The following is a 13,379-nucleotide window of genomic DNA, read 5'->3' on the forward strand; positions in this document are numbered from 1 at the left end:
GTGCCGATCTCGCCCTCGGCGGGGATCTCGACGGTGGTCTCGTCGAGGGCGGAGAACTCCATGGACACGTCGGACACCTCGTCCGCGAACTCCATGCGCAGCGGGAAGCCGTTGCCGTCGACCCAGACGCCGATGCCGAGGGTGCCGCTGTAGTCGGAGCCGAGCACCTGAAGGAGCGCGGCCGACTGCTCCTCGGACAGCGCCTCGTACTCCTCGCTGGTCATCGTGCCCTCGATGACCGTCGTCTCCACGCCGCCGACCTCCTCGGTGCCCGCCTCGGAGACGTTCTCCAGAGAGGCGATGGCGCTGGCGGCCTGGGGCAGGGTCTCCTCCTCGGCGGCGCCTCCGCCACGTCGCGGCGGTTCCGTGCCCACGGGGGAGTGAGCGCGATCACGGTTTCCGCCTCCCGGTGTGGAACGGGGACACCGAGACGTGCGGTACGATGGGTTCTTGCCGAAGACCGCTGGTCGTCACCCGAACGGGTGACCTAAGGGCCCATCCGCGATGGGCGCCCGCGCAGGTGTCACAAGAGCTTCCCGTTCCGGATCGCGCTCCGCGCGGCCACCAGAACGCGGTCATGCCCCGTGCGCCTCGCGCCCGGGGCTTTTTCTCGTGCTGACGCCGATTGCCCGGGCCCTTGGAGTCAACCAGCGTTCAATGTTGGAAGGAGTCCCATGGCGAGGCCGGACAAGGCAGCCGCGGTCGCCGAACTCACGGGCGAGTTCCGTGAGTCGAACGGCGCCGTGCTGACCGAATACCGGGGGCTCACTGTCGCGCAGATCACTGAACTGCGTCGCAGCCTCGGCCAGAGCGCGCGTTTTCGCATCGTCAAGAACACGCTGACCAAGATCGCGGTCACGGAGGCCGGTGTCGACGAGCAGGTCAAGGACCTGCTTGAAGGCCCGTCCGCCATCGCCTTCGTCCACGGTGACGTGGTCGAGGCCGCTAAGGGTCTGCGTGACTTCGCGAAGGCGAACTCGCCCCTGGTGATCAAGGGCGGTGTCATCGACGGCAAGTCGATGAGCGCCGACGACATCACCAAGCTGGCCGATCTGGAGTCCCGCGAGGTCATTCTCGCGAAGCTGGCGGGTGCGCTCAAGGCCAAGCAGGGCCAGGCCGCCGCCGTCTTCCAGGCGCTTCCCTCCAAGACTGTGCGTCTCGCGCAGGCTCTGGCGGACAAGCGCTCCCAGGAAGCCGCCTGACCTTTTTGAAACCCGCCGGGTGCCGAGGGCGCCCGGACACTGACTCGCACGCGGACCCGACAGGACCGCGTGTCCGCAGAGAAAGAGAGATCGCACCATGGCGAAGCTCAGCAACGAGGACCTGCTTGCCGCGTTCGAGGAGATGACCCTTCTCGAGCTGGCCGACTTCGTGAAGCTCTTCGAGGACAAGTTCGACGTCACCGCCGCCGCTCCGGCCGCCGTGGCCGTCGCCGCCCCCGGCCAGGGTGGCGGCGCCGCCGAGGTCGAGGAGCAGACCGAGTTCGACGTCATCCTCGAGGGCGCTGGCGACAAGAAGATCCAGGTCATCAAGGAGGTCCGCGGCCTCACGAGCCTGGGCCTCAAGGAGGCCAAGGACCTGGTCGACAACGCTCCCAAGGCACTGCTGGAGGGCGTCAACAAGGAGACGGCCGACAAGGCCAAGGCCGCTCTCGAGGGCGCTGGCGCCTCCGTCACCCTCAAGTAGTCCCACGCGGGCCGCTGAGCGCCCGCTGGCCTGCTTCCGGCGGCCGTCCCTCCTCCCGGGGAGGGGCGGCCGCCTTCGTGTGTCCTGGGGCCCCTCGCCGTCTCCGGGCGGTCTTCCCACGCCCCGCCGGTCCGGCCCGTGTCCGCCCACCGGTCCGGCCCGCACCGCCGTGCTTTCCGCCCCGCCGGTCCGGCCCCGGGCCCGCGTCGCCCCGCCGGTGCGCTGACCTGCGGCGGGTCCGGAGTCCTTTCCCCGAGCCCCGCCGTGTCCGTCACCGCTCGTCTCGCCCCCTGTGCGAAGCTGAGGGAGATCCGGGAGGTCCCGGAACCGGGGGTGCGTGTGCGAACTGTCCCCCGGACGCGCTAATCTCCCGTCCCGGGAAACCCGCTGAGGCCCGGAGGACGTGTTTACCCGCCTGAGGCGGGGGAATCCTTCGGATGTCGTTGGCTCCCGACCCCCGGGCCAGGGCAGGCGCACCAGTCCACCAACGAGGTCGTCGGACCGTCCCGGTCAGCCGGAATCCGGGCTCCTCCGCAAGGAGCGGGCTTGACGGATCGCCCTCCAGGGGTGATCCTGCCGGTGTCGTGAGTGGCGCTGTGGACCGTGAGTGGACAGCGGTGTGGTGTTCGGCTACACTGCTCTTTTGCGCTGCCCTTTGGTGATCCCTGTGCCGGTGAAGGCTACCGCCACTCCATTTTCCGGACATACGGTGGCCCGCTCCCGCTCGATGTGACCGTCTCAACCGCGTTGCGGCGGTCCTTCTCGTGACGGATCGTCTGGCGTGCGCGCTTCAACCGCCACAAGCCTTCGGAAGGACCCCTGTTGGCAGCCTCGCGCAACGCCTCCGCTAACGCCCTTGGTCCGCACCGCGTTTCCTTCGCCCGTATCCAGGAACCACTGGAGGTCCCGAACCTCCTCGCCCTTCAGACCGAGTCGTTCGACTGGCTGCTGGGCAACGACAGGTGGAAGACCCGGGTTGAGACGGCCCGAAACGCTGGCCGCAAGGACGTTCCGGAGCAGTCCGGTCTCGAAGAGATCTTCGAGGAGATCAGCCCGATCGAGGACTTCTCGGGCACGATGTCCCTGTCGTTCCGCGATCACCGCTTCGAGCCGCCCAAGTACTCAGAGGATGAGTGCAAGGACAGGGACATGACCTACTCCGCCCCGATGTTCGTCACGGCGGAGTTCATCAACAACGACACCGGTGAGATCAAGAGCCAGACGGTGTTCATGGGCGACTTCCCGCTCATGACCGAGACGGGCACCTTCATCATCAACGGCACCGAGCGCGTCGTCGTGTCCCAGCTGGTGCGCTCTCCGGGCGTGTACTTCGACAAGTCCGTCGACAAGACCTCGGACAAGGACCTCTTCGGCTGCAAGGTCATCCCGTCCCGCGGCGCCTGGCTGGAGTTCGAGGTCGACAAGCGCGACTTCGTCGGCGTCCGCATCGACCGCAAGCGCAAGCAGGGCGTCACCGTCCTGCTCAAGGCTCTGGGCTGGACCACCGACCAGATCCTGGAGCGCTTCGGCCAGTACGAGTCCATCCGCAACACGCTCGAGAAGGACCCCACCGCGGGCACCGACGACGCGCTGCTGGACATCTACCGCAAGCTGCGCCCCGGAGAGCCGCCCACGAAGGAGTCGGCCCAGGCGCTGTTGGAGAACCTGTACTTCAACCCCAAGCGCTACGACCTGGCCAAGGTCGGCCGCTACAAGATCAACAAGAAGCTCGGCCTCGACACCGACTACACGCAGGGCACGCTGACCGAAGAGGACATCGTCGCCACGATCGACTACATCGTCCGCCTGCACGCGGGTGAGATCGAGAAGGAGACCGCCATCGGTCTCCGTCGGATCGAGACCGACGACATCGACCACTTCGGCAACCGCCGTCTGCGCACCGTCGGCGAGCTCATCCAGAACCAGGTCCGCCTGGGCCTGGCCCGCATGGAGCGCGTGGTCCGCGAGAGGATGACCACCCAGGACGTCGAGGCGATCACGCCGCAGACCCTGATCAACATCCGCCCCGTCGTGGCCTCCATCAAGGAGTTCTTCGGCACCTCGCAGCTGTCGCAGTTCATGGGCCAGACCAACCCGCTGGAGGGCCTGACGCACAAGCGCCGCCTCTCGGCGCTGGGCCCGGGCGGCCTGTCCCGTGAGCGCGCGGGCTTCGAGGTCCGCGACGTGCACCCCTCGCACTACGGCCGCATGTGCCCGATCGAGACCCCCGAGGGACCGAACATCGGTCTGATCGGCTCGCTCGCCGCCTACGGCCGGGTCAACTCCTTCGGCTTCGTGGAGACCCCGTACCGCCGCATCATCGACGGCAAGGTCTCCGAGCAGGTCGACTACCTGACCGCGGACGAGGAGGACCTCCACGTCATCGCGCAGGCCAACACGCCGATGAACCCCGACGGCTCCTTCGCCGAGGCCGGTGTGCTCGTCCGCCGCAAGGGCGGTGAGTTCGAGCAGGTCAGCACGGACGAGGTCGACTACATGGACGTGTCGCCGCGCCAGATGGTGTCGGTCGCCACCGCCATGATCCCGTTCCTGGAGCACGACGACGCCAACCGCGCCCTCATGGGCTCGAACATGCAGCGCCAGGCCGTGCCGCTGCTGACGGCAGAGTCGCCGTTCGTCGGCACCGGCATGGAGTACCGCGCCGCCACCGACGCCGGTGAGGTCGTCCTGGCGCAGAAGGCCGGTGTCGTCGAGGACGTCACCGCCGACTACGTCACCGTCATGGCCGACGACGGCACGCGCAAGACGTACCGCATGGGCAAGTTCCAGCGCTCCAACCAGGGCACCTGCTTCAACCAGCGGCCGATCGTGGCCGAGGGCCAGCGGGTCGAGGAGCGCCAGGTCCTCGCGGACGGCCCCTCCACCGACCAGGGCGAGATGTCGCTGGGCAAGAACCTGCTCGTGGCGTACATGTCCTGGGAGGGCCACAACTACGAGGACGCGATCATCCTCTCCCAGCGCCTGGTGCAGGACGACGTCCTGTCCTCGATCCACATCGAGGAGCACGAGGTCGACGCCCGCGACACCAAGCTGGGCCCGGAGGAGATCACCCGCGAGATCCCCAACGTCAGCGAGGAGGTCCTGGCCGACCTCGACGACCGGGGCATCATCCGCATCGGCGCCGAGGTCGTGGACGGCGACATCCTCGTCGGCAAGGTCACGCCCAAGGGCGAGACCGAGCTGACCCCGGAGGAGCGCCTGCTGCGCGCGATCTTCGGCGAGAAGGCGCGCGAGGTCCGCGACACCTCGCTCAAGGTGCCGCACGGCGAGACCGGCAAGGTCATCGGCGTCCGCGTGTTCAGCCGCGAGGAGGGCGACGAGCTCGCCCCCGGCGTCAACGAGATGGTCCGCGTCTACGTGGCCCAGAAACGCAAGATCACCGACGGTGACAAGCTCGCCGGCCGCCACGGCAACAAGGGCGTCATCTCCAAGATCCTGCCCCAGGAGGACATGCCCTTCCTGGAGGACGGGACGCCGGTCGACATCATCCTCAACCCGCTGGGCGTGCCCGGCCGTATGAACGTCGGCCAGGTCCTGGAGGTCCACCTGGGCTGGCTGGCCAAGAACGGCTGGCTGGTCGAGGGGGTCGAGGAGGAGTGGCAGAAGTCGCTGGAGGCCATCGGTGCCACCGACGTGCCGCCGGGCTCCCGCGTGGCCACGCCGGTCTTCGACGGCCTGCACGGCGACGAGCTCAGCGGCCTGATCAGGTCGGTGCGCCCCAACGCGGACGGCAACCGCCTGGTCAACGACGACGGCAAGGCCCGTCTGTTCGACGGCCGCACCGGCGAACCCTTCGCCGAGCCGATCTCCGTCGGTTACAAGTACATCCTCAAGCTCCACCACCTCGTGGACGACAAGATCCACGCGCGCTCCACCGGCCCGTACTCCATGATCACCCAGCAGCCGCTGGGCGGTAAGGCGCAGTTCGGCGGTCAGCGCTTCGGTGAGATGGAGGTGTGGGCGCTGGAGGCCTACGGCGCCGCCTACGCCCTCCAGGAGCTGCTCACCATCAAGTCCGACGACGTGGTGGGCCGGGTCAAGGTCTACGAGGCCATCGTCAAGGGCGAGAACATCCCCGAACCGGGCATCCCTGAGTCCTTCAAGGTGCTCATCAAGGAGATGCAGTCGCTCTGTCTGAACGTGGAGGTGCTGTCCAGTGACGGTATGTCCATCGAGATGCGGGACAGCGACGAGGACGTCTTCCGCGCGGCGGAAGAACTGGGAATCGACCTGGGTCGGCGGGAGCCGAGCAGTGTCGAAGAGGTCTAACTTCCGCATTCTTCGAGAGCAGGGGACGAATTAAGTGCTCGACGTCAACTTCTTCGACGAGCTGCGCATCGGCCTGGCCACGGCCGACGACATCCGCCAGTGGTCGCACGGCGAGGTCAAGAAGCCCGAGACCATCAACTACCGCACCCTCAAGCCCGAGAAGGACGGACTCTTCTGCGAGAAGATCTTCGGTCCGACCCGCGACTGGGAGTGCTACTGCGGCAAGTACAAGCGCGTCCGCTTCAAGGGCATCATCTGTGAGCGCTGCGGCGTCGAGGTGACCCGTGCCAAGGTGCGCCGTGAGCGGATGGGCCACATCGAGCTGGCCGCTCCCGTCACGCACATCTGGTACTTCAAGGGCGTGCCCTCCCGCCTGGGCTACCTGCTGGACCTGGCGCCGAAGGATCTCGAGAAGATCATCTACTTCGCCGCCTACATGGTCACGTGGGTGGACACCGAGGCCCGTGAGCGCGACCTCCAGTCCCTGGAGGCGCGGATCTCGGTCGAGAAGCAGCACCTGGAGCAGCGCCGCGACTCCACCGTCGAGGACCGCCACCGCAAGCTGGAGGCCGACCTCGCCGAGCTGGAGGAGCAGGGCGCCAAGGGCGACGCCCGCCGCAAGGTGCGCGAGGGCGCCGAGCGCGAGATGCGCCAGCTGCGCGACCGCGCCCAGCGCGAGATCGACCGCCTCGACGAGGTCTGGAACCGGTTCAAGAACCTCAAGGTCCAGGACCTCGAGGGCGACGAGATGCTCTACCGCGAGATGCGGGACCGCTTCGGCAAGTACTTCCGCGGCGGCATGGGCGCTCAGGCCATCCAGGACCGGCTGGCCAACTTCGAGCTGGACGTGGAGGCCGAGAGGCTCCGCGAGATCATCCGCACCGGCAAGGGCCAGAAGAAGGCCCGCGCCCTGAAGCGGCTCAAGGTCGTCTCGGCGTTCCTCAACACCACCAACAGCCCCATGGGCATGGTGCTGGACTGCATCCCGGTCATCCCGCCGGACCTGCGTCCGATGGTGCAGCTGGACGGTGGCCGCTTCGCGACCTCCGACCTCAACGACCTGTACCGCCGTGTCATCAACCGCAACAACCGCCTCAAGCGGCTGCTGGACCTCGGCGCGCCCGAGATCATCGTCAACAACGAGAAGCGGATGCTCCAGGAGGCCGTCGACGCGCTGTTCGACAACGGCCGCCGGGGCCGCCCGGTCACCGGGCCGGGCAACCGTCCGCTCAAGTCGCTGTCCGACATGCTCAAGGGCAAGCAGGGCCGCTTCCGCCAGAACCTGCTCGGCAAGCGTGTCGACTACTCCGGCCGTTCGGTCATCGTCGTCGGTCCGCAGCTCAAACTGCACCAGTGCGGCCTGCCCAAGCAGATGGCGCTGGAGCTGTTCAAGCCGTTCGTGATGAAGCGCCTGGTCGACCTGAACCACGCGCAGAACATCAAGAGCGCCAAGCGCATGGTCGAGCGGTCCCGCCCGGTCGTGTGGGACGTCCTCGAAGAGGTCATCACCGAGCACCCGGTTCTGCTCAACCGCGCCCCGACGCTGCACCGCCTGGGCATCCAGGCCTTCGAGCCGCAGCTGGTCGAGGGCAAGGCCATCCAGATCCACCCGCTCGTGTGCACGGCGTTCAACGCCGACTTCGACGGCGACCAGATGGCCGTGCACCTGCCGCTGTCCGCCGAGGCCCAGGCCGAGGCGCGGCTGCTGATGCTGGCCACCAACAACATCCTCAAGCCGTCCGACGGCAAGCCCGTGACCATGCCCACCCAGGACATGATCATCGGCCTGTTCTACCTGACGACGGAGAAGGTCGGGGCCAAGGGCGAGGGACGCTCGTTCCTCTCCCCGGCCGAGGGCATCATGGCCTACGACCTGGGGGACCTCGACCTCCAGGCGAGGATCAACCTGCGGATCGCCGACGGCGCCCCCGGTCCCAGGGACTGGACGCCGCCGGAGGGCTGGACCCCGGGGGAGCCGTACACCCTGGAGACCACCCTGGGCCGGTACCTGTTCAACGAGACCACCCCGGTCGACTACCCGTACGTCAACTTCCAGGTGGGCAAGAAGCAGGTCTCGACGCTGGTCAACGACCTCGCCGAGAACTACCCCAAGGTCCAGGTCGCCACGACGCTGGACGCCCTCAAGGACGCCGGTTACCACTGGGCCACCCGGTCCGGTCTGACCATCGGCATCGAGGACGTCGTCGCGCCGCCGCGCAAGACCGAGATCCTGGAGGGGTACGAGCGCAAGGCGGACAAGATCCAGCGCGAGTACGACCGCGGTCTCATCACCGACGACGAGCGCCGTCAGGAGCTCACCGAGGTGTGGACCCAGGCCACCACCGAGGTCGCCCAGGACATGGAGGCCAACTTCCCCGCCGACAACCCGGTGTGGATGATGGTCCAGTCCGGCGCCCGAGGCAACCCGATGCAGGTGCGCCAGATCGCGGGTATCCGCGGCCTGGTCTCCAACACCAAGGGTGAGACGATCCCGCGTCCGATCAAGTCCTCCTACCGCGAGGGCCTGTCCGTGCTGGAGTACTTCATCTCCACGCACGGCCAGCGCAAGGGCCTGGCCGACACCGCCCTGCGTACCGCCGACTCGGGTTACCTGACCCGTCGTCTGGTGGACGTGGCGCAGGACGTCATCGTCCGCGAGATCGACTGCGGCACGGAGCGCTCGCTCTGGCACGAGATCGGCGAGAAGAACGCCGCCGGCGTCGTCGTGCGCAAGCACAACGTCGAGAACACCGGTTTCGGCCGGACCATCGCCGAGGACACGCTGAACGACGAGGGCAAGGTCATCCTCCCCGCCCTGAGCGACACCTCCGAGCAGAACATCGACAAGCTGATCGCGGCCGGGGTCACCCGGGTCCGCGTGCGCTCGTCGCTGGTCTGCGAGGCCAAGATCGGCGTCTGCACCACCTGCTACGGCCGCTCCATGGCGACCGGCAAGCCGGTGGACGTCGGTGAGGCGATCGGTATCATCGCGGCCCAGTCCATCGGTGAGCCCGGCACCCAGCTGACCATGCGTACCTTCCACATGGGTGGTTCGGCCGGTCAGGACATCACCCACGGTCTGCCCCGTGTCCAGGAGCTCTTCGAGGCCCGCGTCCCCAAGGGTGTGGCCCCGATCTCCGAGATGGAGGGCCGGATCCGGATCGACGACACCGAGAAGAGCCGCAAGATCGTCGTCATCCCCGACGACGGCACGGACGAGATCGCCTACCCGGTACCGATGCGCGCCCAGCTGCTCGTCACCGACGGCGACCACGTCAAGGTCGGCGAGCAGCTGATCCAGGGTGCGATCAACCCGCACGAGGTCCTGCGCATCCAGGGACCGCGCGCGGTGCAGCAGCACCTGGTGTCCGAGGTCCAGGAGGTGTACAAGTCGCAGGGTGTGTCCATCCACGACAAGCACATCGAGATCATCGTCCGCCAGATGCTCAAGCGGGTGAACATCCTGGAGTCGGGCGACACCGAGCTGCTGCCCGGTGAGATGGTCGAGCGTCCGAAGTTCGAGCGGATCAACCGCCGCGTCGTGTCCGAGGGCGGCCAGCCCGCGGCCGGACGCCCGGTGCTGCTGGGTATCACCAAGGCCTCTCTGGCCACGGAGTCCTGGCTGTCCGCGGCCTCCTTCCAGGAGACCACCCGGGTGCTCACCGAGAACGCGATCCACGGCAAGAGCGACCCGCTCCTCGGCCTCAAGGAGAACGTCATCATCGGTAAGCTCATCCCGGCCGGTACCGGCATTCCGCAGTACCGCAACATCCGGGTGGAGCCGACCGAGGAGGCCAAGGCCTCGATGTACTCGGTCTCCGGGTACGAGGAGCCGAGCGAGTACACCTTCGGACAGGGTTCGGGCGAGGCCGTTCCGCTGGAGGAGTACGACTTCGGGCCGTACAACCGGTAGAAGCGGTTTGCTGAACTGACGGCGGCGGTATGCCACCCCTCGCGGGGGGTGGTACCGCCGCCGTTCCGCGCACAGGGTCCGCTGACGCGGACGGAAGACGGCGCTACTGCGCTGGCGGGAGAGGCACAGGTGACTGACAACGGGGGCGAACGGCGGGACTCCGACGCGGAGGACTCGTGGTTCAAGCCGAGTGAGAACCGCTATCGCACACAGTCGGACTACCAGGACCCGCTCGAACCGGAGGGGACCGGTGACACGGTCTTTCCGGACAGCGGGGGGTACGCGGGGCTGAGTTCGTCCCGTCCGGCCATGGTGGAGCCCTATCCGGAGGCGCTGGGCGGACCGCCGCCCCCCGTCTCCCACGGCATCTCCTACCCGGGCGCCGGGTCGTCGGCCTACCAGCCGCTGACCAGGGTCCCGGGGGAGACCGAGGAGTCCTCCCTGCCGAGCGTCGCGGCCAGCGCCCAGGTGCCCCTCCCGTCGGAGCAGGGGACTGACCGGTCCGAGTCCTGGTCCGACGGCCCCCGAACCCAGGAGATGCCCGTGCTGGGCGACCGGGACGCCCCGGACGCCGGGCGGCCCTGGGACGTGCCCTCCTCCGCACCCGGTTCCTCCGCGGCCGCTGAGCAGCCGTGGGGCTCCGGCGCCCAGGTGGACGACGACCGGGGCGCGCCCTCCTGGGAGGCGCCGTCCGACACCGTCGGCGGCGCACGCGCCTCCTCCGCCTGGGACACGGACGCCCCCGCCCGCGGCGGGAGCGACCGCGACGCCGCCCCGTGGGCGGACTCCTCCGGGGCCGCTGGTTCCGTGGAGGGCGGTTCCGCCGGTAGGTCCCAGCCCTGGGACGCCCCGGCCTCCGGTGCGTCCGGCCAGCCGTGGGACGACGCCTCCGCCTCCGGTGTGTCCGGAGGGCGGGCATGGGACGGTGTTCCCGCTTCCGGTGTGACCGGTGGTCAGCCGTGGGACGAGGCTCCGGTCGCGGACCGGCGTGATCCGCTCGACGACGGCCTCGGTACGGCCTCGTGGGACGCTCCGGCTTCTGGTGCGGCGAGTACCGCCGGTACCCGGCCGTGGGAGGAGGACACGCGCGCCTCCTCAGCCTGGGACGCGCACGCCCCCGCCCGCGACGACCGCGGTCCGGACCTGTGGGCGGACTCCTCCGGGGCCGCTGGTTCCGTGGAGGGCGGTTCCGCCGGTGGGTCCCAGCCCTGGGACGCCCCGGCCTCCGGTGCGTCCGGCCAACCTTGGGACGACACCCCGGGTCGTAGCCGTGACGCGGCCGACGACGGTCTGGGTCCCGCGTCGTGGGAGGCTCCCTCCTCCGCCGCGTCCGGTCAGCCGTGGGACGAGGCTCCGGTCGCGGACCGGCGCGATCCGCTCGACGACGGCCTCGGTACGGCCTCGTGGGACGCTCCGGCCTCCGGTGCGGCGAGTACCGCCGGTGCCCGGCCGTGGGAGGAGGACACGCGCGCCTCCTCAGCCTGGGACGCGGACGCCCCCGCCGGTGGCGGCGGTGACCGGGACCCAGCTGCTCCCTGGCCGGGGGCCTCCGGGAGCGGCGGTCAGGTGGAGGGCGCCCAGCCCTGGGACGACGCGCCCGTGGGCGGTACGCGCGACCCGCTCGACGACGGTCTGGGACCGGCCTCGTGGGAGGCCCCGGCCTCCTCCGGGTCCGGACAACCCTGGGACGGCACTTCGGAATCCGGCGCCGACATCGCGCCCGGTACGGACGACGGCGGGTTCGGGGACAGCGGCCAGCGGGACCTCGGGGCCTGGAGCGCCGAGGCTCCGGTCGCGGACCGGCGCGACCCGCTCGACGACGGTCTGGGACCGGCCTCGTGGGAGGCTCCGTCCTCCTCCGCGACCGGGCAGCCGTGGGACGACGCACCCGTGGGCGGTACGCGCGACCCGCTCGACGACGGTCTGGGCCCCGCGTCGTGGGAGACGCGGTCCTCCCCGACCGACCAGCCGTGGGATCCCGACCCCGCCGGTGACCGCGGTGCCTGGAACACCGACCGGGGCGGCCAGCCCTGGGAGAGCGACGCACGCGGTTCCTCCGGCTGGGACGACGACGCTCTCGCCCGCGACCGGGACCGCGAGCGCGGCTCCGCCTCCTGGACCGACGTCCCCGGTCCCGACGGCAGTTCCTGGGAGGACGACGCCCCGGTGGACCGGCCCTGGGACGACCGCGCCCCCCGGCACGGGACCGGTGAGCGCGGTGCCGACGCCTGGGACGACCGCCCCTACGGTGACGACGATCCCCTCGGGGAAAACGGCGCACGCGGCCGGTCCTGGGACGACGACGAACTCGGCGGGGACCTCCGGAGCGCCGACAGGGCCCCTGCGGGAGCTGAAGCTCCGGACGCCTGGGCGCCCTCCGGCCGGACCGACGACCGTTCCGGAGCGGGCTCCGGCGGTTCGTGGGGCGACGGGTACGGCGACGAGCTCTCGCCCTCCGGGCTGGGTACGGGCACCGGCAACACCTGGGCGTTCGACCGCAACGACCCCCGGTTGCCGGACGTGGTCCGGGAGGCGGAGCAGCGCCGCAGGGAGTCCTCAGGAGGGCCGGAGACCGTCGACTGGGGAGGGCCCGACACCGGTGGGCTCTCCGCGGCGGTCCCCGGCGCGGACGACCCCCTGGGCGCGATCGCCGACATGCAGTCGCGTGCCCGGTCCAGGGACCAGGACCTGCCGGAGGACCCCGGCGGGGCCACCCAGATGTTCGACGCCCGGGCCCTGGCAGAGGGTGCCTGGGAGGACGACGACGAGTTCCGGCGCGGCGACCGCCGCGGGGGCGACGGAGCGGGCTACGGCCACTACGACGACGACCCCGACGGGCCGGAGTACGGCCACGACGGGGAGGCGGAGCGGCCGGAGCCGGAGTACGGCCACGACGACGATCCCGAGCCCGAGTTCCGCCGGGACGACCGCGACGAGCGCGACGACCACGACGACTCGGAGTACGAGGACGGGTTCACCCCGGCCGACTACGGCATGCCCGCCGCCCCGGCGGGTCGCAGCAGGCGCCGCAAGGACCCGATCGCCGACGACTTCCCCGGCTTCGGCGACCGCCCCCTGGGGGGTGAGGCCGGTGACGCCTACCCCGGCTACGACAGCATCGACTTCCTCGCCGACACCGAGCGGGGGGCGACGCTCACCCTGTGGCTGGGCGTGGTCTCGCTGCTGCCCGGCGTGGGACTGGTCACGGCCGTCCTGGCCCTGCTGGTCACCGGGCCCAAGGCCAAGAGGGCGATCCGCGAGTCCCGCGGGCAGCTGGACGGCCTCGGTCTGATCACGACTGGAACGGTCTTCGCCGTCATCGGCATCCTGGTGACGGTGACCTCCGTCGCCCTCTGGCTGGTCCTGTAGCGCGACGGCCGCCTCTCGGGGACAATCGTTCCGGGGAGGCGGCCGTCATCCTTCGGCCGCACTCTCGGCGAAGCGGGGCGAAGCAGCCGCAGGACCACGTAGACTGGTGGTGACCCACGGC

The 13,379-nt window shown here is 69.7% G+C and carries 6 protein-coding genes; 5 read left to right on the top strand and 1 reads right to left on the bottom strand.

The genetic code is table 11. From position 1 onward, the window contains the following. Positions 1 to 374 (bottom strand): LolA-like protein (locus tag ACSIH6_RS33910; protein ID WP_488186053.1); only part of this gene is annotated, 374 nt, incomplete at its 3' end. 300 nt (positions 375 to 674) lie between these two features. On the opposite strand from ACSIH6_RS33910, the gene rplJ reads away from it, so the two are divergent. The 5 genes from rplJ (at position 675) to ACSIH6_RS33935 (ending at position 13,258) form a co-directional block, all read left to right on the top strand. Then, a complete protein-coding gene (gene rplJ / locus ACSIH6_RS33915) occupies positions 675 to 1,202 on the top strand; it encodes a 50S ribosomal protein L10 (protein ID WP_013156102.1) in 528 nt (175 codons plus the stop codon). Between the two features lie 97 nt (positions 1,203 to 1,299). Continuing rightward, positions 1,300 to 1,686, top strand: a complete 387-nt coding sequence (gene rplL / locus ACSIH6_RS33920) for a 50S ribosomal protein L7/L12 (protein ID WP_017567293.1) — start codon at positions 1,300 to 1,302, stop codon at positions 1,684 to 1,686. 822 nt (positions 1,687 to 2,508) lie between these two features. Then, positions 2,509 to 5,976: a DNA-directed RNA polymerase subunit beta gene (gene rpoB, locus ACSIH6_RS33925; RefSeq protein ID WP_435112437.1), complete on the top strand. Its 3,468-nt coding sequence runs from the start codon at positions 2,509 to 2,511 to the stop codon at positions 5,974 to 5,976. A gap of 34 nt (positions 5,977 to 6,010) precedes the next feature. Next, the gene (locus ACSIH6_RS33930) at positions 6,011 to 9,889 is read left to right on the top strand and encodes a DNA-directed RNA polymerase subunit beta' (protein ID WP_435112438.1); all 3,879 of its coding nucleotides are present in this window, start codon (positions 6,011 to 6,013) and stop codon (positions 9,887 to 9,889) included. A 129-nt stretch (positions 9,890 to 10,018) separates the two neighbouring features. Further along, positions 10,019 to 13,258, top strand: a complete 3,240-nt coding sequence (locus tag ACSIH6_RS33935) for a hypothetical protein (RefSeq protein WP_435112439.1) — start codon at positions 10,019 to 10,021, stop codon at positions 13,256 to 13,258. Positions 13,259 to 13,379 lie beyond the last annotated feature (121 nt).

Origin of the sequence: Nocardiopsis synnemataformans (assembly GCF_965343085.1) — a bacterium.
Classification (GTDB): Bacteria; Actinomycetota; Actinomycetes; order Streptosporangiales; family Streptosporangiaceae; genus Nocardiopsis; species Nocardiopsis alborubida.

What these genes read in the sequence shown, in the direction of transcription:
- rplL (WP_017567293.1), top strand. Translation starts at nt 1,300, where the DNA reads ATGGCGAAGCTCAGCAACGAGGACCTGCTTGCCGCGTTCGAGGAGATG.
- rplJ (WP_013156102.1), top strand. Translation starts at nt 675, where the DNA reads ATGGCGAGGCCGGACAAGGCAGCCGCGGTCGCCGAACTCACGGGCGAG.